This is a genomic window from Phenylobacterium sp. (assembly GCF_035539035.1).
In the GTDB taxonomy this organism is placed as follows: Bacteria; Pseudomonadota; Alphaproteobacteria; order Caulobacterales; family Caulobacteraceae; genus Phenylobacterium.
Genome location: NZ_DATLJI010000004.1, coordinates 49,642 through 75,560 on the forward strand (window position 1 = coordinate 49,642; position 25,919 = coordinate 75,560).

The window sequence follows — 25,919 nt, forward strand, 5'->3', positions numbered from 1 at the left end:
CGCCCCCCGACGCCGGACCTTTAGGGTTTGGGCGCCGGCGTGGGCGTTCCGGCGGGCGGTGTTGCGGCCGCGGCGGCGGCCGGGTCGGCGGGCGGCGGGTTCGGGTTCTCCGCGATCGCCACCTGGTGGATCACGAAGCGACCACCGGGCTTATCCTCGATGTCCAGGCGGATCTGGTCGATCACCGACTGGGTCCAGTCCGGTCCGCCCTGCGCCTGACGGCTCATGTCGTAGACCAGGGTGACGGTCTCGTTGAGCTTCGGCGCCTCGTTATCGATCGGCTTACCGAGCCAGCCGATCCCCTCGCCATGCGCCGCGGTCGAATAGTAGAGCGCGCCGTCCCAACCTTCGCCGCCGCCCACGCGCGTCAGCCGCACGATGACGAGCGGATACTGGCCGCCGGGAATCGCCAGGCCGCTCGGCGAGCGAACCGTCGGATCGGCGATGGTGACGGCAAGCCCCTGCCCGTCGGCGGGCGCCAGCTGGCTGCCGACGCCGGTGAAGCCATCGGTAGATCCATCGAAGGTCCAGACCTTGGCGGTGCGGAGGGCGGCGCCTCCCATCTCGAACGCACCCGCCGTGGGATTCCAACGCACGGAGGCCGCCCTTTCCGTCGTGGGCGCAGCAGGGCCGGCGGGCGCCGGGGCCGCAGGCGCGTCGGCCTTGCGGTCGCACGATGCGAGGAGAACGGCGGCGAGGCTCAGGACGATCAGGCCGGATTTCACGAAGGGCTCCTCGGACGAGCGGACTCACCCTGCGGTTTAGCACGCCGCGGCCTTCCGCCGCCACGGCTCCGCCGCAGGCAAAAAAAAGCCGCGCCGTTGCGGGCGCGGCCAGTTCATAGGGAGGAAACGCCCCGAAGGGCGAGATCCACATTCACGCTGCAGCGCACAAAATCAAGCGAAATTTCATCTGAAGCGGAATTCCTGCGACATCCTGCCCTAGGCAACCCAGTCCCGGCGCAGCCGGAGCGCGGCCAGGCCGAACAGAGCGGCGCTGAGCACATAGAAGCCCAGGCCCGAATAGATGGCGTAGCGAAGGGCTTCCGTCCCGAACCGCGGCGTCAGCGCATCGGACACCGCCCCGAAGAACCAGGTGCCGAGGCCGAGCCCGATCAGGTTGTTCACGAACAGGAAGCAGGCGGAGGCCGTGGAGCGCTGCGCCGCAGGCACCAGGTGCTGCACTGCAGTGATCACCGGCCCCAGCCACACCAGATTCAGCCCCGTGGGGATCAGGAACAGCACGAAGGCGATGGGCAAACTGGTGGCCTGGACGGCCAGGAAGAAGCACGGCAGGGCGATCAGGAAGGCCACGGCCGGAACCAACAGATAGGCCTGCGGCCTCGCCTGCCCCAGGCGATCGCCGAGCCAGCCGCCAGCCCAGACGCCAATGACCCCGCCGACGAGGGTCATCGAGCCCAGGAAGAGGGAACGGTCGACCAGGCCCATACCGAGGCTGCGCTCGAAGAAGGACGGCAGCCAGAAGGCGACGCCGTAGCCGCAGACCGAGGAGGCCGCGGCGCCCAGCGAGATCAGCCAGAAGCTGGGCTTGGCGAGCAGGCGGCGCAGACCACCCGTCGCGGGGGCGGCCACCGCCGGCGCTTCGTCCATGCCCCCGCGCGGCGGCTCCTTGACGATCAGCTTGAAGACGGGCGCGAGCAGCACCCCCGCCAGGCCCACGATGATGAACGCCGCGCGCCAGTCGATGGAGGCGGCGATCAGGCCGCCGAACAGGATGCCCAGGGCCGAGCCGATGGGGATGCCGAAGGAATAGGCCGCGAGCGCCCGGGCCCGCTGGGCCTTCGGAAAGTAGTCGGCGATCAGGGAGTAGGCCGGCGCGACGCCGCCCGCCTCGCCCACGCCCACGCCCATGCGGCAGAAGAAGAGCTGCCAGAAACCGCCGGCGAAGCCGCACAGGGCGGTGAAGCCGCTCCACAGGGTCAGGGCGCCGGTCATGATCCACGTGCGGTTGCCGCGGTCCGCCAGCCAGGCGATCGGGATGCCGAGGCCGGTGTAGAACAGGGCGAAGGCCAGGCCGCCCATGAGGCCGAGCTGGCTGTCGGTGAGGCCCAGGTCCTTCTTGATGGAGCCGGCCAGGATGCCGAGGATCTGCCGGTCCAGGAAGTTGAAGGTGTAGGCCAGGATCAGGATGGCCAGCACCAGGATGCCGTAGCGGCCCGCGCGGGGGTCGGCGGGCTGAACAATGGTCGTCATGCAGGTCCCGGAAAAGGAAAACGCCCGGCTCTCGGGGAGAGCCGGGCGCTTAGCCTAGAACTTCGCTTCGAGCGAGACGGTGACGGTCCGCGGCGGGCCGTAGAACGCGTTCACCGAGTTGCCGAACAGCACGCCCGCCGACTGCGGGAAGTTGTAGCCGCCGACGCGGTAGGTCTCGTCGCCCAGGTTCTTGCCGTGCAGGCCGACCCGGTAGCGATCGTCCGCCGAGGTCCAGGTCAGGCTCGCATCCAGCAGCCAGTAGCTGTCCTGGTCGAGGATCGAGGGGATCTCGAACATCGAGAAGGACGAGCGGTACGACGCCGTCGGGATGAAGGCGATCGTCCCGTTGTCGCCCAGGTCGCGGGTGTAGGTCAGGCCAACCGCGCCGGTCCATTCCGGGGTGTTCTGGAACACCCGGCTGTCGGCGAAGTCGCGGATCGCCGGCGGCGTGGTCGTCAGGTCGAGCGCCCGGTATTCGTCGAACTCGGCCTTGATGTAACCGAGGGCGAAGTTGGCCGAGAGGTTGTCCGTGAAGGTCGCCACGCCCTCGAGCTCGACGCCCGTCATGTGGCTTTCGCCGACGTTCAGCACCTGGGAGGCGATGGAGGCGCCCACCGGGGTCTGGAGCGTGACCTGCTGGTCCTTGTACTTGGCGTAGAAGACCGCCGAGTTCAGGGTCAGGCGGCGGTCGAAGAAGTAGCCCTTCAGGCCGCCTTCGTAGGAGTCCACCGTCTCCGGGTCATAGCCGTTGACGGAGGTCGGCGTCAGGATCGCGTCGGCCCGCATGTCGAAGCCGCCGGACTTGAAGCCCTGGCTGTAGGAGACATAGCCCGTCAGGTCCGGGTTGAACTCGTAGCGGGCGCTGACCCGCGGCGTGAACTTCTCGTAGGTGTCCTCGCTCGTGAAGTTCGAGCGGACGAGGCCGGGGACCGCCACGGCGTTGCCGAACAGCGGGCTGCGGATGCCCGTGAAGTTCTGCCGGTAGACCCGGCCCTGCTTCTCGTCCCGCGTGTAGCGGCCGCCGACCGAGACCGACAGGGCGTCGGTGACGTCGAAGCTGACGTCGGCGAAGGCCGAGTAGCTCTCGGTGTCCACGTGCCCGGCGGTGGCGATGGTCAGGTTGGCCTGGCCCACGACGGTGTCGAAGGCGCCGGCGGCGGTGGCGTTCAGGTAGAACAGGCCGGCCACGGCCTGCACCCGATCACCCGTGTAGAGCAGCTGCAGCTCCTGGGTGAACTGGTGGTCGTTGTAGCGGGCCGGGATGTCCAGCAGGGACTGCGGCAGGGTGTCGAAGTCGATCGTGCCTTCGGTTTCGCCCGCCCGGTAGGCGGTGATCGACTTGAAGGTCAGGGTCTCCGACATGTCCCACTGGCCGAGCAGCGACACGCCGCGGGCTTCCACCACGTTGTGGTCGCCGGAGCCGGCGCGGGTGTCGTAGACGTCCGGAAGCACCTCGCCGCCCGGGATCGGCTGGCCGAGCACGTTCAGGGCCGGGACCTCCCGGTGTCCGTGGCGGGGGTTGGACCGGTCGGTGACGATGTCGCCCGACAGGCGGAAGAACAGGTCGGCCGAGGGCTCGAACTCAAGCGTCGCACGGGCGGCCGAGACATCCTTGTTGTAATGCTCCGCGCCGGTGGTCAGGTTCTCGCCGAAGCCGTCGCGGGAGAACTTGGCCCAGGTGAGGCCGACGCCCACGGTGTCGGTGATCTTGCCCTTGGCCGAGGCGATCACGTCGCGCTGGTCGTAGGAGCCGAGCTGGCCCTTGAGCTTCAGCTCAGGCTCGCCGGTGATCTTAGCGGTGACGTACTTGATCGCGCCGCCGATGGTGTTGCGGCCGTAGAGGGTGCCCTGCGGCCCGCGCAGCACTTCCATCCGCTCGATGTCGAAGATGTCGAGCACGGCGGCCTGCGGACGGGCCACGTAGACGTCGTCGATGTAGAGGCCGACGCCGGGCTCGAAGCCCCACAGCGGGTCCTGCTGGCCGACGCCGCGGATGAAGGAGATCAGGGTGGAGTTGGAGCCGCGGGCGACCTGCACCGTCAGGTTCGGGGTCGTCTGCTGCAGCGTGGTGATGTCCACCGCGCCGGTCTGTTCCAGGCGCTCGGCGGTCACGGCGGTGACGGCGACGGGGACGTCCTTCAGGGTCTCCTCGCGACGCCGCGCGGTGACCACCAGTTCTTCGACCACGCCCACCTCGTCGGCGGGCGCGACGTCCTGCGCCAGGGCCAGTGTCGGAATGACAGACCAAGCCGCGCCCGCGAGGAGCGCCGCCTTCATGAGAGCTTTCATAAGATCCTCCCGGCGCCGCCATCCGCCCCCCATGGAACCGGCGGTCGGCGCAGAATTCATCGCAATGCGAATTATGGCCCTATGTGCCGCAGTTCGGGGGACCGGCGCCAGCGGCGGGAGCAGCCAGCTGCGCTGTTTTTAATCAGGTGATGAAATTGCGCCACAGTGACGCTGCGGTCACGTGGTGTGGGTTCTCAGGGCGGCGTAGACCGCCTTCGCCGAACTGGCCCGAACCTCCGGCGTGCCGGCGCCGGGCACCGAGCCCCGCACGTTCTGGATCATGCCGACGAAGAGGACCTCGTTGGTCGGGTCGATCCAGAACCAGGTCCCGAAGGCCCCGCCCCACCAGTAGCTGTCGAGCCCGTGCGGCAGGCCGCTCTCGGCCGGACGCCTGTGCACGGCGAAGTCCATGCCGAAGCCGAGGCCCTCCTGGTTCGGGCCGTAGAGGTCGATCTTCACGCCCGGCTTCAGGACGTCCTGGCGCATCAGCCGGACGGTCTCGGGCTTCAGGATCCGCGCGCCTTCCAGCTCGCCGCCGTTCAGCAGGGCCTGGCAGAAGCGGAAGTAGTCGGGGGCCGTGGAGTAGAGCCCGCCGCTGCCGGCCAGGAAGCGCGGCGGCGTCGTCTGGACACGGCTCTCGGTGGGCGTGATGCGCCCCGCGGCGTCATAGGTGTGGATCTTCGAGACCCGGTCGGCCTTCGATGGATCCACCCAGAACTGGGTGTCGGGCATCTTCAGCGGCGTGAACAGGTGATCCTGGAAGTAGCGGTCGAGCGACTTGCCGGACATCTTCTCCACCAGGTAGCCCTGGATGTTGACGACGGGGCCGTAAGCCCAGTCCGTCCCCGGCTGGCTGAACAGCGGCAGCCTCGCCAGCTTGTCGACCATGCCTTGCAGATCGGTCTCGGCGAGATTGTCCCTCTCGTAGGCCGCGCTCACGCCGAAGCCGGCCGTGTGGCTCATGAGCTGGGCCATGGTCATCGGGCCGGACTGCCCGACCAGTTCGCCGCTCGCCGTCCTCACCTTCAGATCCGCGAACTGCGGGATGTGCCGGGCGACGGGATCGTCCAGGCGCCACTTGCCTTGCTCGTAGAGCTGCATCATGGCGACGCCGGTGACCGGCTTGGTCATGGAGGCGATGCGGAAGATGCTGTCGGACCGCACCGGCGTACGGCTCGCCGCGTCGAGCGCGCCGTAGGCGTCGAGACTCACCACCTTCCCCTTGCGGGCCAGCAGCGTGACCACGCCGGCCAGCTTCTGCTGGTCGACCAGCGCGTGCATCTGGCTGTTCAGGGCCGCCACGCCCGCCGGGTCGAACTCCACCGACTGCGGCGGCGACAACGTCACGGCGGCTCGGGCCGATCCGGCGGCGGCGAAGGCGGCGGCGCCCGCCAGCAGGCTGCGGCGGGTGGCGAAGGTGGTCATGGAAACTCCTCCCGAGGCGTCGTTCTTGTCGTTGGGGAGCAGTCTCGCTTCTGAAGCTCCGGTACGCCAGAGCCCGATTGTCAGGCCTGTGGTTTCCGGCGAACGACCTCCTGCAGGCCGGCGGCGCAGTAGGCGTAGAGCCTGGCGCGGACCGCCTCCAGGTCGGTTGAGCGGCAGAGGCCGTCGGAGAGCTGGTCGATCCGGCCGGTCTCCGAGAGCGCCAGCATCATCGCCCCGGTGAGGAACTGGTAGCACCAGTAGAGGTCGCGGATCTCCGCCTCGGGGAGAGCGAGCTTGAGGGTGTCCACCAGCTGGTGCACCACCGGATCGAAGAAGCGGTGCATGGTCTCGCCGCCCCAGGCGGGGGTGTTGTTCACCAGCGCCACGAGGCGGAAGTAGTTCTTCCAGCCCTCGTCATTGGTCATGGACCGCTCGATGAGGGGGCCGATGAAGGCCTCGATCACGCCCTCCACCGTCAACCGGCCGCGGTGCGTGTCCGCGTAGACCTGCATGGCCTCCAGACGCGCATCGTTGAGGATGGCGGCCCGGCGGGCAAAGACGCTGTCGAACAGCTCCCGCTTGGCGCCGAAGTAGTAGTGGATCAGCGCGGTGTCGACCCCGGCCTCGGAGGCCACCTGGCGGACGGTGACGCCATAGAAGCCGTGTCGCGAGAACAGCGCCTCCGCCGCATCGAGGATCGCCTCCCGCAGGTCGGGCCCCTGCCCCTTCGGTCGCCGGCCCCTCGGCGAGGTCCCAGGATTTTCGCTCAACCTCGCCCCCGATCGCTGCCTTGGCCGCCGCCGTAGGATGGGACGATCCGCCGATCAAGCCTAGCGGCGCTTTGGGCTGGGCGCCGGCATGGGGTATGGGGCTCGGCATGGACGTCGATGAAGCCCTGCGCCTGGCGGTCGAGCGGCACCGGGCCGGAGACCTGGCGGCGGCGGAGGCGGGCTACCGCGCCGTACTGGCGGCGGGCGAGCCCCCGGGCGCGCTGCGCAACCTCGCCGTCCTGCTGGAGGCCACCGAACGCACCGACGAGGCGCGCAGTCTCTACGGCCGCTGGGCGGCGCGCGTGCCGGAGAGCGCGGCGGTCTGTCAGACACTCGGCAATTTCCACCGGTTCACCGGTGAACTGGAGGCGGCGGAGCGGGCCTATCGGCGCGCCCTGGAGCTGGATCCGGGGCTGCGGCAGGTCCAGGCGGACCTTGGCCTCGTGCTCCTGGCGCAGGGCCGATACGCCGAGGGCTGGCCGCTCTACGAACAGCGACCGCGACGGCTGCGCACCGCCGCGCGCCGCCTGAGCTTTCCCGAATGGATGGGCGAGCCGCTGGCCGGCAAGCGGCTCTTCGTCTGGTCCGAGCAGGGCTACGGCGACCAGATCATGATGGCGCGGTTCGTGCGCCAGCTCGGCGCGGCCCACGTCACCCTCACCTGCGCGCCCGGCCTGGCGCGGCTGTTCGCCCAACTCCCGGCCGAGATCGTGCCCCTGGCTGACGAGGTGCAGGCCTCGGCGCACGACTATTGGGTCCTGCCCATGTCGATACCGGCCAAGCTGGAACTCCAGGCGGCGACGATCCCGGGCGCCCCCTACCTGGCGGCGCGACCGAGGACTGGTGGCGGCATCGGGGTGATGGCGCGGGGCAACCCGACCTACGCCTGGGACCGCAGCCGTTCGCCGCCGCCCGCCATCCAGGCGGAGCTGCTCGCCCTGCCCGGGGCGATCAGCCTGGAGCCCGCCGACACGGGCGCCGCGGACTTCCAAGACACCGCGGAGCTCGTCGCCGGCCTCGACCTGGTGATCACCAGCGACACCTCCGTGGCGCACCTCGCCGGGGCGCTCGGCAGACCGACCTGGCTGCTGCTGTCGGACCACGGGCTCGACTGGCGCTGGATGCGGGACCGGACCGACACCCCCTGGTATCCGAGCCTCCGGCTCTATCGCCAGCCCCGCGCCGGGGACTGGGCGGCGGTGGTCGCTGCGGTCCGCAGCGACCTGGCGCAGTTCACGAACGGCGTTCCGCAAGATTGACACCGCCCCTTGGCGGAGCATGCTCCCGACCTCGGAGGGGAGGCCGAACCATGACCGCGACCGCGAGCGCGCCTGCGGGCGACCGTCACCTGTCCATCGATGCCGTCCGCGGCTTCGCGGTGCTCGGGATCCTGCTGATGAACATCGTGGGCATGGGGCTGCCCTCCTTCGCCTATCTGCTGCCGACCTACGCCGGCGGCGCCGAGGGCGCCGACCTCTGGACCTGGGCGATCAACAACGTCTTCACCGACGGCAAGATGCGGGCGCTGTTCACCCTCCTGTTCGGCGCAAGCGCGATCCTGATCGCCGACCGCGCCGAGCGCGGCGGCGGCCTCTCGCCGGCGCAGACGCACTATCGCCGCATGTTCTGGCTGATCGTCTTCGGCCTGCTGCACGCCGTGCTGTTCTGGTACGGCGACATCCTGGTCACCTACGCGGTGGCGGGGCTGGTGATCTTCCCGTTCCGCAAGTTGAAGCCACGCACGCAGATCACGATCGGCGCGGCCATCCTCCTGGCGCTGCTGGCGAAGAACGTCTGGCAGGCGGACGCGCTCGAAAGCCTCCACGCCGCCGCCACGGCGCCGGGGGCTCCGGCCGACCTCGTAGGCGCCTGGCGCGAGGCCAGCACCTTCGTGACGCCGGCCCCGGACGCCGCGGCAGGGGAGCTCGCCGGCTTCGGCGGCGGGTTCATGGACGCGGTGCGCGCGAGGCTCGCACTCCTCAAGCTGTTCTACGGCTACTTCCTGCCATTCGACGCGATCCCCGAGGCGATCGGCCAGATGTTCGTCGGCATGGCCCTCTTCCGGCTGGGCTTCTTCACCCTGGGCTGGTCGAGCCGAGCCTACGCCCTGGCCGTCGCCTTCGGCTACCTCGTGTGCGCGCCGTTCACCGCCTGGCTCGCCTGGCTGATCTGGCAGAGCGGGTTCGATCCCATCCGGCTGCACGAGCTGCAGGTGTGGCAGCAGACGACGCGGCCCTTCATCGCGCTCGCCCACGCGGCGGTCCTGTTGCTGGTGATCCGCGCGGGGTGGCTGTCCGGCCTGATCGACATGCTGGCGGCGGCCGGACGCATGGCCTTCAGCAACTACCTGATGAGCTCGATCATCACCGCAGCGGTGTTCGGGGGCTGGGGCCTGGGCCTGTTCGGGGAGCTTTCGCGGGCGCAGCTCCTGTGGGTGGTCGCCGGCGTCTGGGCGTTCATCCTGATCTGGAGCAGGCCCTGGCTCTCCCGCTTCCACTATGGGCCCTTCGAGTGGGCCTGGCGGTCTCTGGTGTACGGGAAGCCGCAGCCCTTCCTGAAAGCCGGCCCGAAGACGTCGCCGGCGGCTGCGGAATAGGCGCGCAGGCGGGCCCAGGCTCCCCGCCCGCCGCCCGCGAGACCCCGGTGGGGGGACGACGCGAAATGGCGGGGAGACACGCCAGGGCCGTGGGAAATGCGGGTCCCGAAACGCAAAAGGACCGGGAGAACCCCGGTCCCTTCAGCCTTCGCGATGGTACCGCCCTCCCGGATCGAACGGGAGACCTCCAGAGCCACAAGTTCCCGATTTCCCATACGATCCCGCAACTTGTATCAACGACTTCATGCTTTTTCCACCTTCGGAACGCCCGCAGGGGCCCGCCGTCGCCGCCGACGCCCCGCCCCCCGTCGCCGCCGCCCCTGCGCCGGGCGAGGCTCCCGGCCCCGGCCGCCGCGCGATGCGCCACGCCGCCATCCTCGCCGTCCTGCGCCGCCAGGCCCCCGCGCTGCTGCCGCCCGCCCAGGCGGAGGCCCTGCACGCCTGGGCCGAGCTGCAGCTCGCCTGCGCCCGCCCCCTGCCCGGATCCCCGACCCGCCTGGACCGCGACCTCATCGCCGCCGAGGCCGGCCTCGACCCCGCAGGGCTGAAGGCCGCCGCCCGGGGCTTGCGGACCAGCTTCGCCGCCCTCCTGCGCGAGCTCGGGACCGCCCCGCCGGCCCCCGCCGCGCGGGCGCCGGTCCGGCGCCGCAAGGCCGACCCGCCCGGGGCCCGGCGACGCTCGCCGGCAGCGCCCGCCGGAAGCTTCGCAGACGCCCTCGGCCGGGCCATGCGCCAGGCCCGCGACACCCCCGCAAGCCTCGCCCGCGCGCTCGGCGGCGAGGTCCGCGCCGCCCGCCTCGGCCGCTGGCGGGCCGGCGCGGCTTCGCCCCGCGGCCCCGCCGGCCGCGCCACCGTGGCCGCCATCGAGGCCCGCTATGGCCTGGCCCCCGGCGCCCTGGCCGCCCGGCTCGAGGCCCCCCCAGGCCCGCCCGCCTGCCGCCTCGTCCCCGACGCCGACCACCGCCTGCCGGCCGACTTCGCCGAGCGCTCCGACGCCGACCAGGCGGAGATCCTCGCCTTCGCGCGCACCGCCTACGAGGGCGCGACCCCCGGCCGCCGCTACCGGGCGCGCGCCTGCGCCCACGCCTACGCGCTGGACTTCGGGACCGGCGGCCGGCCCCCGGCCGGACCGCGCGCCGCCCCGCCGGCCCTCGCCGCCGAGATGGCCGCCCTCGTGGCCTTCAAGACCGCCCGCTTCGCCCCGGCCGGGCGCCTCAGGCGCGGCGCCTGGAGCCCTACGACCGCCGCCCAGCAGGTCCATCACCTGGGGCTGCTGTTCGGGGCGCTGGCGGCCGCGCCCGCCGGGCCTGTCCGGGGGCTCGGGGCCCCGCGGGAGACGCTCACCCTGGCGCTGCTCTGCGTCCCGGCGCTGTGGGACTGGCACCTCGGCTGGCGCGAGGCCCGGCGCGGCGCCCTCAGCCCCTGGGAGGCGCGCATGCTCCACCAGGCCCGGGCGCTCGCCGACCCCGAGACCGGCTGGCTCGCCCAGTCGCCGGAGCTCGCCCACGCGCTGCGCCCCATCCCCGGCCTGCTCACGGCCGAGGACATCGCGCGCCTGCGCGCGGACTGGCCGGGCGCCTGCGAAGCCTTCCGGCGCTTCGCGCGCATGCGCGCCGCCGAGGTGTCGCGGGTCGCGAAGCCCTCGCGCGACCCCTTCGAGGCGATCGCGCCCGTGCTCGCCGCCCCCTCGCCGCTGGCCGCCTACCTGCGCATCGCCGACGAGGTGCGGGCCAACGCCCCCTGCCCGGCAGGCGATCCGCTGGGGGCGGCGCAGGCCCGGCGCGACGAGCTGATGCTGCGCCTGGGCCTGGCGACCGGCTTCCGCTCGCGGACCCTGCGCGAGCTGCTGGTCCGCCCGCCGGGCGCCACGCCCCGAAGCGAGGCCGAGCTCGCCCGCCTGCGCCGCGCCGAGCTGCGCTGGAACGGCGCCGAAGCCGCCTGGGAGGTGTTCGCGCCGGCGGACGCCTTCAAGAATGCGAGGTCGTCGTTCTTCCGCGACGGGCCCTACCGCCGCGTCCTGCCCGACCGCGGCGGCCTCTGCGCCCTCATCGCCGCCTGGCTGGACGCCGGACGGGGGCTGGTCCTGGGCGGCGCGCCAGATCCCGGGACGGTCTTCGTGCGCCGGACCCATGCCGGCGGCTCGCCGGAGTACGACCGCTGCCGCTTCCACGAGGCCTGGCGCCGCATCACCGCCCGCCACGGGGTGCGCAACCCCCACACCGGCCGGGGCGCGATCGAGGGCCTCCTGCCGCACGGGCCGCATGCCATCCGCGCCGTCCTGGCCTCCGAGCTCCTGAAGGCCACGGGCTCGGCCGTTCACGCCGCCTGGGCGATCCAGGACACCCCGCGCACCGTCCTGCAGCACTACGGGCGCTACGGGCCCGATGCGCGGCTGGCGGCGGTGGACGAGGTGCTGGCGCAGGCAGGGGGGACCCATGGCGGACCCGGCGAACGGTGGTAGGGTCCGGCATGGGGAAGGACATCGCCGAGCTGCTGGCGATCAGGGTGCGTTCGGGCGGGCGCCTCGCCACGATCGCCCTGGTCGACGCCTGCCTGGAGTTCTGCTTCCGCGCGGAGATCGCCAACGACGATCCCCGCAAGGCCATCCTTCCCGGGGAGGTCGAGCGGTTCGCCGACCTGATCGGCCGCCTGCGCAGGGACGCGGAGTAGCCCGGCGGCCGCCCCGCGCGGGCGAGCCGGCGCGGTGACCTGCCACTCAAAATAGTGCTCCGCCATATTTCCGCCACCTTGTGGCGAGGCGCAGCGGAATCTGCGCCGCGCCCCGGAACCCTCGCTCACGGCCGGGGTTTTGCCGACGCTTCCGAGGAGATCGCGCCCACAGAATCTCCCGCGCGCCCTCGCCGGCGCGCGGGAGATATTTTCGTCTGGAGGGCAAGGATCCGGGACGCCCGCCCGATCACCGGCACGTTATTGACATTTTCTTGCCCAATTTGGAACGGCGCCGCTGCTCCACGGGTTAGCCGCCCGTTCTCTCGGAGCTGAGCCGCACCGGTCGCGCGGTCCGCTCCCGATGAACTGGAGAGCAGGAGCGAGGCTTGGCGATGAAACGTGTTCTGGTGGCGGGGGGGCTCGGCTTCATCGGCTCCCATCTTGTGGACCGGCTGCTCAAACGGGCGGACGTGGGCGAGCTTACGGTGGTCGACAACCTGTGGACCGGGCTCCGCGACAACCTCGATCACCCCGCCGACGAGCGCCTGCGCATCGTCATCGGCGACATCGAGCGCGCCCCGCTGAGCGGCAGGTTCGACGAGATCTACCACCTCGCCTCGCCAGCCTCCCCGCCCTGGTACATGGCCGAGCCGCTGCGGACCATCTCGGCCAATGTGCTGGGCGCGATGCGCTGCCTCGAGCTGCTCGAGCCCGGCGGCCAGCTCGCCTACACCTCCACCTCCGAGGTCTACGGCGACCCCCTCGTCTCGCCCCAGCCGGAGAGCTACCGCGGTTCGGTCGACTGCACCGGGCCGCGCGCCGCCTACGACGAGAGCAAGCGCTGCGTCGAGGCGATGCTCTTCGAGGCGCGACGAACCCGCGGCGTGCGCATCAAGGTCGTGCGGCTGTTCAACGTCTTCGGGCCGCGCACCCGCATGGACGATGGCCGGGCGGTCTCGAACTTCGTCACCCAGGCCCTCCGCGGCCTGCCGATCACCGTCTACGGCGACGGCTCCCAGACCCGGAGCTGGGGCTATGTGGACGACATCCTCGCGGGGCTCGAGCGCTACTGGTGGCGGGACGGCGTCGACTACCCGGGCCCCCTCAATGTCGGCAACGACCGGGAGATCCCGGTGCTCCAGGTGGCCGAGTACATCCAGCGCCGGTTCCCCGGGTGCGAGATCCGCCACCTGCCGCCAGCCCCGCACGACCCCACCAACCGCCGGCCCGACCTGGCCCTTGCCGGCCAGGTGATCCCCGGCTGGACGTGCGCGGTGCCGTACGAGGAGGGGGTGGACCGCACCATCGCCTGGTTCCAGGCGCGCATGGCCGGCGCGACCCGCATCCCGGAGGCGCCCGAGCCCATCCTGCTGCCGGCGGCCCTCGTCCCCGAGCTGCGGCCCGCCGCGCGCCGCCGTCGCCGGCTGACGGCTGGCGTCATCGCCTGGACCGACGAGCCGCCGCCCGGGGCGGCCCCGGCTCGCGCATGAGCCCGGCCGCCGACCCGTCCGTCTCCGTCGTCGTGCCCCTGCACAACGGGGGCGCGACCGTCGAGCGGACCCTCGCCAGCATCTCCCGCCAGACCTGGCGCGAGCTGGAGGTCATCGTCGTCGACGACGGCTCGAGCGACGACGGTCCCGCCCGCGTCCACGCCGCGGCCGCGCGCGATCCCCGCATCCGGCTGCTGAGCCAGGCCAACGCCGGGGTCGCGGCCGCGCGTAACGCCGGCGCCGCCGCGGCCCGCGCCGACCATCTCGCCTTCGTCGACGCCGACGACCTCTGGGCGCCCGAGAAGATCGCCCTGCAGATGGCCGCCATGGCGGCGGGCGGTCCAGGGGTGGGCCTCGTCTACACCTGGGCGGCGCTGATCGACGGCGACGACCGCATCTACTCGCTGGAGCACCGGCCCCAGGCGGAAGGATGGGTCCTGCGCGACCTTTGCCGGGCCAATGTGGTGGGCAACGGCAGCTCGCCGCTCATCCGCCGCTCGGCCTTCGAGCAGGTCGGAGGTTACGACCCCTCCCTGCGCGCCCGCGGCGCGCAGGGCTGCGAGGACCTGATGATCTACCTGCGGCTGGCCGAGGCGCACGAGTTCCGCGTGGTGCGCCGCCATCTCACGGGCTACCGCGTGACCCGGGGCAACATGTCCTCCGACGCGCTACGCATGCTGCGGTCGTGCGAGCTGACCCTCGACGCCTTCCGGGCGCGCCGGCCCGAGTACGAGGCCGAGTACCAGGCGCACCGTCGCGACATGGTCTACTGGCTGCTCGCGCGCGCCATGACGACAGGACCGCTCGCCAACGCCGCGACGCTGCTCACCCAGCACGGCTTCCTGAACGCGTTCGACCTCGCCGACCGCATGGGCGATCTTGCCTGGCTCACGCTGAAGGCGCGCACCCCGGCGCCGATGAAGATCCTCGCGCAACGCCTGCTGCGCCAGGGCGGCCCCTTCCGGCCCGCCTTCCTCGAGGCGGGGCTGTGAGCCGCTCGTTCGCCGGTCGGCTGGCGCAGGTGCGGCGCCTGTCGTCGGCGCCCCCGTGGGCGGCGCCCGCGGTCACCGGCCTGGCGCTCGCCTCGGCCGCCCTCGACGGGCTCGCGCTCTACCTCTTCATCCCCCTGCTGCAGAACCTGGGCGCCAGCGGCGGCGCCCACCCCCTCGCCCGCGGCTTCGACGCCCTGTTGGCTCCGCTCGCGCCCGCCTGGCGGCTGCCGGCGCTCGTCGCGGCGCTCTGCGTCGCCGTGGCGGGCAAGAACCTCGCCGTCTTCGGGGGCGGCGTGGTGGCCCGCTACGTGGACGGCCTGGTCGCGCACCGGCTGCGGAGCCGCATCTTCGAGCAGACCCTCGCCGCCTGCCCCGACTACCGGCCGGACGCCCGGATCACCGATGTGGTGACGACGCTGGCCAACAACACCTGGAAGGTCAGCAGCGCGCTCAGCCTGGCCTACCGGCTGGCGATCTGCGCGGTGACCTTCCTGGTCCTGCTCGCCCTGCTGCTGGCCATCTCGCCGCCGCTTACGGCCTGCGCCCTCCTGCTGCTCGGCGGGGCGGCGGGCCTTGTGCATCTCGTCACCCGGCGCGCGCAGGACACCGGGCGGGCCGTGGTCGAGGAGAACCGGACATTCGGCCTGCGGATGTGGGAGAGCATGGGGGCGCTGCAGCTCGTGCGCAGCTTCGGCCGGGAGGCCTACGAGGCGGAGCGCTTCCGCAGCGTCTCTGATCGGGTCCGCCGCCGCATCCTGGCGCTCGACGTGCTCTGGGCGCTGCCCGGGCCCGTCGCCGAGGTGTGCGGCGCGCTGCTCATCGGCGCGCTCGTGCTGGCCGGGGTGGCGCTCGGCGCGGGCCTTGCCCCCCTGGCCGCCTTCCTGGCGCTGCTCTACCGCCTGCAGGGCCCCACGCGCGAGTTCATGCAGTGCAAGGTGGCGCTCGACGGGCTGGCCGCGGCGGTCGACGACGTCGATGCGGTGCTCGCCGCCACGGCCCGACCCTACATCGGCGGCGGCGACCGGCCCGTCGCGCCCCTGGCCTGCGGCCTGGAGCTGAGGGACGTGAGCTACGCCTACGATCCGGCGGAGCCTCCGGTCCTGGACCGCGTGAGCTTCACCATCCCCGCTGGCCGGACCACCGCCATCGTCGGCCGCTCGGGGGCAGGCAAGTCCACCCTGCTCTCGCTGCTGTTCCGCTTCCGCGACCCCACGGGCGGCGTGATCCTGGCCGACGGCCGCCCGCTTCCGGAACTCGACCTCGCCGCCTGGCGCGGCCGGGTTTCGCTGATGGCCCAGGAGGCCCAGCTGTTCAACGCCAGCGCCGCCTGGAACATCGCCTACGGCGACATGCACGCGCCCCGCGCAGCGGTGGAGGCCGCGGCCGCCGTGGCCGGCGCCGACTTCCTGCACGCCCTGCCGCAGGGCCTCGACACCGAGCTCGGCGACCGGGGCGCCCGCCTGTCCGGCGGCCAGCGCCAGCGGGTCGCCCTGGCCCGCACCATCCTGAAGTCGCCGGACCTGCTCCTGCTCGACGAACCCACCAACGCCCTCGACGCCGAGACGGAACAGGCGTTCCAGGCGGCGCTGCGGACCTTCTCGGCGGGGCGGACCGTGGTGGTGGTCGCCCACCGGCTGTCCACCGTCATGGCCGCCGACCAGGTGGTCGTGCTCGACGGCGGGCGGGTGGCCGAGGCCGGTCCGCCCGGGGAGCTGCTGGCGCGGCCCGGCCAGTTCGCGCGGCTGCATGGGCTGCAGTACGCCGGGCCGCTGGTGAAGGAGGTCGCGTGATGGGATACCGCCTGGTCGAGCTCGACCTTGCCAAGCCGCCGGCCGCGATCGGCCTCGAGCCCGGGCAGTCCGGCGTCGGCCTTCTGGCGCGATGGCGGGGCCGGCCCGCAGGGTTCGCCATGATCCCACGACCCGACGGCCGCGGCATGTCCGCCGCGGAGGTGTCGGCGCTGGCGGAGGCGCGGTTCGCCCACGCCGTGCTGACGCTCCGCGCCGCGGCCGAGCTCGACGCGCTGTGGGGCGAGCCCGGCCCCGTGGCGCCGACCAGCCTGACCATCGCCGTCTGCACCAAGGACCGCGCGGCGCGGCTCGCGCGCCTGCTCGCCTCCCTGGCCGCCCTGGACCGGTCCGGCTTCTGCTCGGTCGAGGTCCTCGTCGTCGACAACGCGCCGTCGGACGATGCGACCCGGCGCGCGGTGGCGGGGGTCGCTGGGGTGCGCTACGTCCTGGAACCGCGGGCGGGGCTCGACTTCGCCCGCAACGCCGCCCTCCGGGCGGCCACGGGCGACTACCTCGCCTACCTTGACGATGACGTGGTCGTCGACGGCGGCTACCTCCGGGCGCTGGCGGCGGCGATCGCGGCGCGGCCCGACGCCGGCGGGTTCACCGGCCTCGTCCTCCCCTTCCGGCTCGACACGGAGGCGCAGGTCCGTTTCGAGAGCCGGGGCGGGTTCGGACGGGGCTTCCGGCCCACCGAGTTCCGCCAGGACCGGTTCGGCAACCGTCTCCACCCGGTCGGCGCCGGGATTCTCGGGGCCGGCTGCAACATGTGCTTCGACCGCCGCCTGCTCCTCGAGCTCGGCGGCTTCGACGAGGCGCTCGACACCGGCGCCCCGCTGCCGGGCGGCGGCGATCTCGACATCTTCTACCGCGTCCTGCGCAGCGGCCGCCCGATGGTCTACGAGCCCGGCTACGCGGTGTTCCACGAGCATCGCGAGACGCTGGAGCAGCTCAGGCGCCAGTACTGGACCTGGGGGCTCGGCTTCATGGCCTATCTGGCCAAGTGCCGCCGCACCGACCCGGAGCTCGCGGGCCGCCAGAGGGCGATCGTCTGGTGGTGGGGCCTCGACCGGCTCGCGGCGGTGGCGCGGGCGGCGCTGCGCGGGCGGCGGACGGAGCTCGGCTTCGCCTGGGCGGAACTGGCGGGCGGCCTGCAGGGGATGTTCGGCGAGTACGACCGCTCGCGGGCGCGGTCGCGGGTCATCCGGGAGGGCGTGGCGTGACGGAGTCTCCCTGGGAGATCCTCCACCTGGACCTCGCCGGCGGGGTTGCGGAGGTCGCGCGCCGGGACCACGGCCTGTTCCTGGTCCTGTGGTGGGGCGCCCTGCCGCTCGGCGCCAAGGCGCTGCTGCCCGCCGAGACGCCTCTCGGCCGCGACCAGCTCCTGGCGCTGGCGAGCCCGTGGGTCGCCGACCAGGCCTGGGCCCGCGCCCGGGGCCCGGGCGCGGCGCCGCGGGCGGGCTTCGACGGACAGCCGCACCACGACCTGTCGCTCGGGGACGCCGCCCGGCTGCCGGTGCTCGAGCGTCTCGCCCAGGCGGCGGGCCGGTCGGGACAGGGCGCCGATCGCCTCGCGGTGATCGTCTGCACCCGCGGGCGTCCAGGCATGCTGGAGGCCTGCCTGGCGAGCCTCGCGGCGCAGGACGCGCCGCCGGTCCAGGTCGTGGTGGTCGACAACGATCCCGCCGCCAGCGCGCGCGCCGTGGCGGCGGACCGGCCCGGCGTCACCTACGTGCACGAGCCGCGGCCCGGGCTCAGCATCGCGCGCAACGCCGGCCTGGCCGCCGCGCATGCGGAATTCGTGGCCTTCACCGACGACGATGTGGAGCTGCATCCCGCCTGGACCGGCGAGCTCGTGCGCGCGTTCGACACCTCCGGCGCCGACGCCGTCACCGGGCTGGTCCTGCCCGCCAGCCTGGCCACGCCCGCCCAGCGCGCCTTCGAGCTGCACCTGGGCGGCTTCACCTCCCGGTTCACGCCGCTGCTCTTCGACCCCGGCTTCCTCGAGGAGACGCGGGAGGCCGGCCCCCAGGTTTGGCGCATCGGGGCCGGCGCGAACATGGCCTTCCGTCGCGCCAGCCTCGCCGGCCTGGGCGGGTTCGACGAGCGGCTGGGCGCCGGCGCCGCCGGCTGCTCGGAGGATTCCGAGTTCTGGTACCGGATCCTGGCGGCCGGCGGCCGCTGCCTCTACGAACCGCGGGCGGTCGTCTTCCACCATCATCGGCGCGACTGGCGGGGGCTGCGTCGACAGTATCGCGCCTACATGCAGGGTCATGTGGCCGCCCTGGTCGCCCAGGCCGACCGGTACGGCGCGCCCGGCGACCTGCGCCGCATCCGCCGACAGCTGCCGGTCTATTTCGCGCGGACCGCGCTCGGCGCGATCCAGACGCTCGACGGCTGGCGACTTCGCCTGCTGGCGGCGGAGGTGATCGGCTGGACCGCGGGTCTTCAGTACCTCTTCCGTCCCGGGTGGCGACGCCGCCCGGGGGTTGCGCCGGGCTCGCGCCCGGTCGCCGACATCGGAGCGGCCCAGCATGCCTAAGACCGCGCTCGGCGCCTTCCTGGCCCGGAACCCCTTCCCCCACGGGCTCACCGACGGCCTCTTCTATCGCGAGAAGATGCGCGCCATTCACAGGATCGCGCCGGAGCGGCTGCGCGACGACGGCCGCCCCCCGCGCATCCTGGACATCGGCGGCGGGCGCAGCGGCCTGGCGTGGTTGCTCTATCCCGACGCCGAGGTGGTCTCCGCCGACATCGACCCCGGTCTGGCCGGCCACGGGCCGGCGGCCGGTCGGGTGACCTTCGTCTGCGCCGACGCGCTACGCCTGCCGTTCGCCGACGGCGTCTTCGACGCGGTCACCCTGTTCGACGTGCTGGAGCACATCTCCGACGACGCCCGGGCCGCGGCCGAGGCGGCGCGCGTCACGCGGCCCGGCGGCGTGGTGCTGGTGTCCACGCCGACGGCCGCCTGGCGCTACCCCCATATCCGGGTCCTTGCTCCGATCTGCCCGCACGAGACGGAGCTGATGGCGGACTGGGGACACGTGCGCCGCGGCTATCGGGCCGAGGACCTGGAAGCCCTCTTCGGCAAGGCGCCCGAGGCCCGCGCGAGCTTCATCAACGGCTTCACCGCCGTCTTTCACGATATCGCCTTCTCCCGACTGGGTCGCCGCGGCCGCAGGCTGCTCTATGCCCTGGCCGCCCCGTTCGCCGCGGCAGGCTACCTCCTCCATCATCCCGCCCTCGGCGGTGCGGAGATCGCGGGCGCATGGCGACGCTAGACCACCGCGCCGTCGCCATCTTCCCCTGGGGCGACGTCATCGAGGAGTTCCTCGACCCCCTGGGACTCGACGCCGAGGACTACGCGCGCCGCATGCGCGGCGGCTGGCTGTTCGGCTATGTCGCCGCGCTTCAGCGCCACGGCCGCCGCGCCGTGATCATCCACGCGACCGAGCGACGCCGCCGGCCCGAGCGCCTCGTGCATGCGGAGACCGGCGCAGCCATATGGCTGGTGCCGGGCCGACGCTCGGGTCAGGGCGCCGCCCAGGGCCGTCCCTCGGTCCGCGCCGCCCTGCAGTGGGCCCGGACGCCCTTCCGGGGCTTCGCGAGGGCGCTTGCCCGGGAAGGCTGCGACAGCCTCCTCGTCCAGGACTACGAGCATGCCCGCTTCGACGCCCTGGCCGCGCTCGCCGGCGCCCTGCGCCTGCCGCTCGATGCGACCTTCCAGGGCGGTGACGTCACGCTATCCCCCCTCGAAGCGCGGATCCGCGGCGCCTCCCTGCGGCGTTGCCGGAGCCTCATCGTCCCTTCGGCCCGCGAGCGATCGCGCCTGTCGGCCCGCTACCGCCTGGCCCCGGCCCGCATGCACGACATCCCCAATCCGGTGGACGCCAGCCTGTGGCGGGCCGGGCCGCGCGACGCCGCGCGGCAGGCGCTCGGCGTCGCCCCCGGTGCGGTGCTGGCCCTCAACCATGGTCGGATCGGCATCCACCGCAAGGGCCTGGACGTCCTGATCGCGGCCTGGAAGCGCGCGGCGGCGGCCCATCCCGCCGCCCGGCTGGTGCTGCTTGGATCCGGGCAGGACCGCGACGCGTTCGCCCGGCTGGTCGCCGATCTCCCGTCTGTGGACTGGCGTTCCACCTATGTCACCGATCCGCCGCTGATTCGCCGCTGGCTGTCCGCCGCCGACCTCTACGTCACCCTCTCGCGAACCGAGGGCATGCCCGTAGCGCCGCTGGAGGCCATGGCCTGCGGACTGCCGGTGGTGGCGAGCGACGCCCACGGGCTGGCCGACATCTTCCGCGGCGGCGAGGCGGCCGGCGGGCTTGTCGTGCCCCGCGGCTCGATCGAAGGGGCCGCGCAGGCCCTGGCGGCGCTGCTCGCCGATCCCGCCCGCCGCCAGCGCCTGGGCCGCGCCGCCCGCGAGGCCGTCGAGGCGCGCTACGGCCTGGAGCCGGTCGGGAGGGCCCTGGCGGCCCTCCTCTCCGGGGCCGCGTCGCGGCCGCGCGGGCTGACGCGGGCTGCGCCCGCGCCGGCGGGGGCTTGAAGGTGCCCTGGGTCCTCAAGGAGCCGGACGGCTGGCGCTCGCGCCTGCGCCGCCGCCTGCGCCACTGGCGCTACGACCACGGCCCCGGCCTGACCGCGCTCGGGATCGGCGCGGCCTGCGCGACGGGCGCGCTCACGGTCCTCAAGGTTGCAGGACTCCTCGGCTAGGCCTGGAGTTTGCCGGGAGGCCCGTGTGGAAGCGCCAGACGTGACCTGGCTTCGCGGCAGCGCCGGCGCCGGCGCCGGTGTAGAGCCTCCCGCCTCGCGCGAAGTCAGAGCCCCCGCGCCGCCAGCGCTGTCTGCATCGCCTCCACCAGCTTCGGCAGCTCGATCGGCTTGGTGACCACGCTGTCCATCCCGGCGGCGAGATAGCCGTCCACCTGATGGGTCATGGCGTTGGCGGTGAGCCCGATGATCGGTGTGCGGGCCCGTCCGGAGCCCACTTCGAGCTGGCGGATCTCGCGGGCCGCGTCGGGGCCGTCGAGTTCCGGCATCTGCACATCCATCAGCACCAGGTCGTAGGGCTCCGCTCGCCAGGCCTCGACCGCAAGTCGGCCGTTCTCCACCACCGTCACCTTGAGGTCGAGCTGGGCGAGGAGCGTGCTGATCACCAGCCTGTTCACCGGGTTGTCCTCCGCCACGAGGACGCGGACCGACGCCAGCGGCAGGTCCGCCGGGCCGTCGCCCGCGCCGGCGACGGCGCGGGTCGCAACCGGCAGGGGTAGGGCGAGCGTGAAGGTCGAGCCCACGCCCGGGCTGCTGGTCACCGTCAGGCGGCCGTTCATCCGCTCCGCCAGCTGGCGGCTGATGGCCAGGCCCAGGCCGGTGCCCCCGAACCTGCGGGTGGTGGAGGCGTCGGCCTGGGCGAAGACCTGGAACAGGTTGGGCATCGCCTCGGGGGCGATGCCGATCCCGGTGTCGGAGACCTCGATCCTCAGCTCGCCCCCGGCGTCGCGCGCCTGCAGGCGCACCTCGCCCCGCTCCGTGAACTTCAACGCATTGGAGAGCAGATTGGCCAGGATCTGGCGGATGCGGGTGGGGTCGCCTTCGTAGATCCGGTCGGCGTCGCCCGGGTCCACCCGCAGGACGACGCCCTTGTCGGCCGCCAGCGGGGCGAACGACGCGTCCAGCCCATGGATCAGTTGTCCCAGATCGAACGGCGCATGTTCGATCTCCAGCTTGCCGGACTCGATCTTCGCCAGGTCCAGCACGTCGTTGACGATCGCCAGGAGGGCTTCGCCGGACTGCCGCAGGACCTCCAGCCGTTCGCGCTGCACGGGGCTCAGCTGGTCGATGGCCATGGCCTGGGCCATGCCGAGCACGCCGTTCAGCGGCGTCCGGATCTCGTGGCTCATGGTCGCCAGGAAGCTGGTCTTCGCCGCGTTGGCGGCCTGCGCCTCGGCCGCAGCCTCGTGCGCTGCGCGCTCCGCCAGCCGGCGTTCCGTCACGTCCTGGATGGCGCCCACGAGCTGGGTGGGCTCGCCGGCTTCGTCACGCACCAGCTCGGCGCTCAGGAGCGCCCACACCCGCGGCCGCTGCGGGCGGTTCAGCTGCACCTCAAGGCGGAAGGGTTGGCCCGTGAGCCGGTGCTCTTCCCAGGCCGCCTTGGCGCTCGGGCGGTCGGAGGGGTCGATCGCGGCCCAGACGTCGGCGCCGACGTCCTCGAACCTGAGCGGCGGATCGAACAGGGAGGGCGCGCCGTCGGCGGTGAGCGTGCGGTTCCTGAAGTCGATCTCGAAAACCTGGAGGTTGGCGGTCTCGGTCGCCAGCCGCAGGCGCCGCTCCGAGCTGCGCAGGACCGCCTCCTGCTTCAGCCGCGCCGAGACGTCGCGGACGATCGCGGTGTAGAGGACCCCATGGCAGGTGACCTGGCGCGACACCGAGGCCTCCAGGGGAAACTCCTCGCCCGACTTCCTGAGGCCGACGAGGACGCCACGGTGGCTCATGATGATGCTGTCGCGCGAGCCCCGCCCGAAGTCCCTGACCAGCGTCGCGTGGTCCGAGCGGAAGCGGTGGGGCATCAGGCGCTCCAGCAGCTCGCCGCGGATCTCGTCCGCCGCATAGCCGAAGATCGCCTCGGCGCCGTCGCTGAAGACGAGGATGCGCTGGTCGGCGTCGACCACGACGACGCCTTCCGAGGACATCTTCAGCACGCCGGTCAGCAGGTCTTCCGGGGAGTATCGAAGTCCCTCGCCGGATGGCGCTTGCGGGTCGTCCAGGGTCACCGCGTCCTCCCTCAGTCCGCGAACGGAGCGCGGCGGGGTGCCGCGCAAGGCCGGCCGGCGGGCCGGCGGCTAGGCGCGGGGACCTCCTGCATCATCGCCGAAGTCCCGGCGTTCGCCGCTGCGTCGCGCATCACCCCTCCTCGATGAACACGGTAATCTCAGATGGAACCGGGTTAATGATTAGATAAATCCGACCTGCTTTGTTGTATTGATAGCTCGATACCCATTTATGTTAATGTATATCTATAGGTATATCCCAATCCGTCCATTCCCGTAAAATCCGCCCGTTGCCATACCTGCGGTTGCGAGACTGAACTACGCACTACCGGCGGCTATATCCTTGGGTATATGGACGGCCCTACACTGATCGAGACGTCAAAAAACCCTTGTGGTGGTAAGGGTATTATGCTCTCGACGCGGCATGTCGAAGTTGCCGGGCGCGTCTGGATTTACCGCTCCTCACGACGAGCCGGGCGGATGCCTGCTCGTGGAGGAGAAGCCGGTCTGCCGCGAGGCGCTGTCCCACCTCCTCGTCCGGTGTGGCCTGCCGCGCCCGGACTGCGTCGGCAGCGCACGGGAGGCCGACGGCCGGGCCGCCCCCGCCTACAGCCTGGTGGTGGTCGACCTGTTCACGGTCAACTACGACTTCCGCTGGCTGGAGGCGCTCACCCAAAGGGTCGCAGGCGCCCCCGTGGTGGCCCTGGACGACCGTCGGAACCCCGCGCTTTCCGACCTGGCGCGGAAGGCCGGGGTCCGCGCCTACGCCAGCAAGGACATGGCGGCCGAGGAGATCGAGGAGGTCATCGCCATCGCCCGCACCGGCCAGCCGGTGTTCCCCCCGCCGCTCATGGGAGAACGCTGCGGAGGCGCCCGCGCGGAAGGATCCCGCCAGCTCACCCGCCGGCAGCTCGAGGTCCTCGCCCACCTCGGCCAGGGCATGACGAACCGCGAGATCGCCACCGCCCTCGACATCGCCCCTGGCACGGTCAAGCTGCACATCCACCAGGTGCTCAAGCTCACCGGATCCCGGAACCGGACGGAGGCGGCGCTGATCGCCCCCAGGTTCCTGGCGGCCTCGCTGGCGGGTCCCGAGGATCCAGAGTGAACGGAGCCCCGCCACCCGATCCGGATCCGCGCGTGCAGAGGGCGGTGGCGGCATGGCGGCTGCGCCTCCGGGCCCGTCTGGCGGCGATCGCCGAGGCGGCGGAGCCGGCCCCACCGGGCGACCATGACCCGCTGCGCGCCGCCCTGGCGGCGTGGCGGCGCCGGCTGGCCGCGCGGCTGGACGCGCCTCAGGACGCCGGCGAGGGATCGGCGACCGGACCCGCCGAGACAGACCCCGGGCCGCCCGCCGCGGACCTCCGGCGGGGGCGCCGCCGATCGTCCTGAGCCGATCACCCGGTCAGCCTGCGGTTCGCGTCTCCACCCTGAGCGGCCCGGCTGCGCCGGCGCCGCAACTCCCGGCCCGCGATAGAGGACGGCGCGCGGCGTCTGCAGGCGGAGGAGCCACGGCGACGGCCTTGGGGGTTCAGCCGAAGACCAGCCAGGCGGTGAAGAGCACCAGGCCGAGGACCACCACCGCCCAGAGGGTCGGCCGACCGTCGGCGCCCCCTCCTTCACCGAGACCTTGGCGAGCGGTTCGCTGCCGTGCATCTGCTCCGAATAGCCGCTGTCGACGGAGCGCTTCAGGTCCGGGTTGAGCCCCGGCCTGTCGCCCCGCCCGTGGGCTCGGAATTGGTCATGAGGGCTCCCTTTCCGTCTCCGGCTCCTCCGCCGGCGCTGGACCGGCCTGGGCGAGCCGCCATTCCAGCATGGTCTGCAGGCAGGCCCAGCCGGCGTCCTGCCGGTCCTCGGCGCCCGCATAGTCGGCGAAATCGGCCACCGCCATCCGCAGGAAGTCCCCGGGCGCGACCTGCTCGCGCTCCGCCGCCGCCGCGAGCTTCCGGCCCAGCGGCTCGGGCAGGGCGGCCAGGTCCAGCGCCGCCGACGCGGGCCTCCAGCATGTCGCGGATGCGGTCCTGGACCCGCGTGGGCCATCGGCGCGGCCCAGTACGACCTCGAACGGCAGGGCGCGGCCGGGGATCTTCCGCTCCAGGAACCGCCGACCGCCCGATCGCCCTTTCCCAGTCCCCCGTCGGAGGGGCGCTGCCGGCAAGCCCGCTTGAGCCCGCGGTAGACGCCTGGGCGGAATTCTGACGATGGCGGCCGCCCGACCACCCCCGCCGGTTTCCCGCCTGGACGCCGCGATCGTTTCGATCCTGCTGCGTCGCGGCGTGTGCGGTGGCCGGGAACTGGCCGCGGCGTTGCCCGCCCATCTGGGGGCGGAGGTCGGACTGGCGGACGTTGAGGCGGCCCTGTGGCGAAACTCAGCAGGGCCCCGCGCCATGGTCCAGCGAGAGAGCGAAGGACCAGCCTGGCGGATCAGTCCCGACCTGCTCCGCTCCCTTTCGTGGCGGATCCGGGTCCCACCCTCCAGCGGTGTCCCACTTGCGGCCAACGAGCCCTGAGCGCAGGGCTCCATCGGGTCGAGCTTCCTCACGCGAAGGAAGCACCCCGCGCCGGAGCGGGTCCCGAGCAGATCTCGCCACAGCCGTCCGGCCCCACTGGCACAGCGCGGTCGTGGCTTCCGACGTCCCGGTCCAGCGGTGCCCCGGAGAGAACGCGAATTTCTGGATCACAACTTCTTCAACAGGACGCCAACAGTTTGCGGAAGAACACCTTATTAACCGCATGAAGTCACCGAAGATTAACTCTGCCAGCACTTCTTCGCACTATCTTATGTACACTGACCAATAACACCTAGAGTGTACAACGTGCTCCGAACCCGAGAACAGGGTGGGGAGCTATCAATGCTGAAGGCATTTAATAACTATACGCCGCCGGCAGCCCTCACGGGCAGCATGCGCGACTATCG

At 72.4% G+C, this 25,919-nt stretch carries 20 protein-coding genes; 13 read left to right on the forward strand and 7 right to left on the reverse strand.

What is annotated here, in order from left to right; all coding sequences use genetic code 11:
• Positions 1 to 20 precede the first annotated feature (20 nt).
• The 5 genes from VM685_RS00945 to VM685_RS00965 all read right to left on the reverse strand — a co-directional run bounded on the left by VM685_RS00945 (position 21) and on the right by VM685_RS00965 (position 6,697).
• The gene (locus VM685_RS00945; protein WP_325458231.1) at positions 21 to 725 is read right to left on the reverse strand and encodes a hypothetical protein; all 705 of its coding nucleotides are present in this window, start codon (positions 723 to 725) and stop codon (positions 21 to 23) included.
• A 216-nt stretch (positions 726 to 941) separates the two neighbouring features.
• Positions 942 to 2,213 carry an MFS transporter gene (locus tag VM685_RS00950; protein WP_325458232.1) on the reverse strand — a complete coding sequence of 424 codons (1,272 nt, stop codon included), beginning with the start codon at positions 2,211 to 2,213 and terminating at the stop codon, positions 942 to 944.
• Between the two features lie 54 nt (positions 2,214 to 2,267).
• The gene (locus VM685_RS00955; RefSeq protein WP_325458233.1) at positions 2,268 to 4,502 is read right to left on the reverse strand and encodes a TonB-dependent receptor; all 2,235 of its coding nucleotides are present in this window, start codon (positions 4,500 to 4,502) and stop codon (positions 2,268 to 2,270) included.
• A gap of 177 nt (positions 4,503 to 4,679) precedes the next feature.
• Entirely contained in the window at positions 4,680 to 5,927 is a 1,248-nt protein-coding gene (locus tag VM685_RS00960; RefSeq protein WP_325458234.1) for a serine hydrolase domain-containing protein, read from the reverse strand.
• Positions 5,928 to 6,007: 80 nt separating this feature from the next.
• Positions 6,008 to 6,697 (reverse strand): TetR/AcrR family transcriptional regulator, encoded by a 690-nt coding sequence (locus VM685_RS00965; RefSeq protein ID WP_325458235.1) that lies wholly within the window; start codon positions 6,695 to 6,697, stop codon positions 6,008 to 6,010.
• 107 nt (positions 6,698 to 6,804) lie between these two features.
• On the opposite strand from VM685_RS00965, the gene VM685_RS00970 reads away from it, so the two are divergent.
• The 12 genes from VM685_RS00970 (at position 6,805) to VM685_RS01025 (ending at position 20,948) form a co-directional block, all read left to right on the forward strand.
• Positions 6,805 to 7,956 (forward strand): tetratricopeptide repeat protein, encoded by a 1,152-nt coding sequence (locus VM685_RS00970; RefSeq protein WP_325458236.1) that lies wholly within the window; start codon positions 6,805 to 6,807, stop codon positions 7,954 to 7,956.
• 50 nt (positions 7,957 to 8,006) lie between these two features.
• Positions 8,007 to 9,293 carry a DUF418 domain-containing protein gene (locus VM685_RS00975; protein ID WP_325458237.1) on the forward strand — a complete coding sequence of 429 codons (1,287 nt, stop codon included), beginning with the start codon at positions 8,007 to 8,009 and terminating at the stop codon, positions 9,291 to 9,293.
• Between the two features lie 244 nt (positions 9,294 to 9,537).
• The gene (locus tag VM685_RS00980) at positions 9,538 to 11,754 is read left to right on the forward strand and encodes a hypothetical protein (protein ID WP_325458238.1); all 2,217 of its coding nucleotides are present in this window, start codon (positions 9,538 to 9,540) and stop codon (positions 11,752 to 11,754) included.
• A gap of 8 nt (positions 11,755 to 11,762) precedes the next feature.
• Positions 11,763 to 11,963 (forward strand): hypothetical protein, encoded by a 201-nt coding sequence (locus VM685_RS00985; RefSeq protein ID WP_325458239.1) that lies wholly within the window; start codon positions 11,763 to 11,765, stop codon positions 11,961 to 11,963.
• A 392-nt stretch (positions 11,964 to 12,355) separates the two neighbouring features.
• Positions 12,356 to 13,453: an NAD-dependent epimerase/dehydratase family protein gene (locus VM685_RS00990; protein ID WP_325458251.1), complete on the forward strand. Its 1,098-nt coding sequence runs from the start codon at positions 12,356 to 12,358 to the stop codon at positions 13,451 to 13,453.
• Complete coding sequence (locus VM685_RS00995) at positions 13,450 to 14,445, forward strand: glycosyltransferase family A protein (protein WP_325458240.1); 996 nt, start codon at positions 13,450 to 13,452, stop codon at positions 14,443 to 14,445. Before VM685_RS00990 ends, VM685_RS00995 begins: the two co-directional genes overlap by 4 nt.
• A complete protein-coding gene (locus tag VM685_RS01000; protein ID WP_325458241.1) occupies positions 14,442 to 16,235 on the forward strand; it encodes an ABC transporter ATP-binding protein in 1,794 nt (597 codons plus the stop codon). Before VM685_RS00995 ends, VM685_RS01000 begins: the two co-directional genes overlap by 4 nt.
• The gene (locus VM685_RS01005; protein ID WP_325458242.1) at positions 16,235 to 17,458 is read left to right on the forward strand and encodes a glycosyltransferase family 2 protein; all 1,224 of its coding nucleotides are present in this window, start codon (positions 16,235 to 16,237) and stop codon (positions 17,456 to 17,458) included. The genes VM685_RS01000 and VM685_RS01005 overlap by 1 nt, the downstream gene beginning before the upstream one ends.
• Positions 17,455 to 18,777, forward strand: a complete 1,323-nt coding sequence (locus VM685_RS01010) for a glycosyltransferase family 2 protein (RefSeq protein ID WP_325458243.1) — start codon at positions 17,455 to 17,457, stop codon at positions 18,775 to 18,777. The genes VM685_RS01005 and VM685_RS01010 overlap by 4 nt, the downstream gene beginning before the upstream one ends.
• Entirely contained in the window at positions 18,770 to 19,516 is a 747-nt protein-coding gene (locus VM685_RS01015; protein ID WP_325458244.1) for a class I SAM-dependent methyltransferase, read from the forward strand. Before VM685_RS01010 ends, VM685_RS01015 begins: the two co-directional genes overlap by 8 nt.
• The gene (locus VM685_RS01020) at positions 19,504 to 20,781 is read left to right on the forward strand and encodes a glycosyltransferase family 4 protein (RefSeq protein ID WP_325458245.1); all 1,278 of its coding nucleotides are present in this window, start codon (positions 19,504 to 19,506) and stop codon (positions 20,779 to 20,781) included. The genes VM685_RS01015 and VM685_RS01020 overlap by 13 nt, the downstream gene beginning before the upstream one ends.
• 2 nt (positions 20,782 to 20,783) lie before the next feature.
• Entirely contained in the window at positions 20,784 to 20,948 is a 165-nt protein-coding gene (locus tag VM685_RS01025; protein ID WP_325458246.1) for a hypothetical protein, read from the forward strand.
• A gap of 104 nt (positions 20,949 to 21,052) precedes the next feature.
• Here the strand turns inward: VM685_RS01025 and VM685_RS01030 are convergent, their stop codons facing one another.
• The gene (locus tag VM685_RS01030; protein WP_325458247.1) at positions 21,053 to 23,005 is read right to left on the reverse strand and encodes an ATP-binding protein; all 1,953 of its coding nucleotides are present in this window, start codon (positions 23,003 to 23,005) and stop codon (positions 21,053 to 21,055) included.
• Positions 23,006 to 23,426: 421 nt separating this feature from the next.
• Between VM685_RS01030 and VM685_RS01035 the strand changes: the two genes are divergently transcribed.
• Positions 23,427 to 24,110, forward strand: a complete 684-nt coding sequence (locus VM685_RS01035; RefSeq protein ID WP_325458248.1) for a response regulator transcription factor — start codon at positions 23,427 to 23,429, stop codon at positions 24,108 to 24,110.
• A 633-nt stretch (positions 24,111 to 24,743) separates the two neighbouring features.
• Here VM685_RS01035 and VM685_RS01040 read toward each other — a convergent pair.
• On the reverse strand, positions 24,744 to 24,893 hold the full coding sequence (locus VM685_RS01040) for a hypothetical protein (RefSeq protein ID WP_325458249.1): 150 nt from the start codon (positions 24,891 to 24,893) through the stop codon (positions 24,744 to 24,746).
• Positions 24,894 to 25,919 lie beyond the last annotated feature (1,026 nt).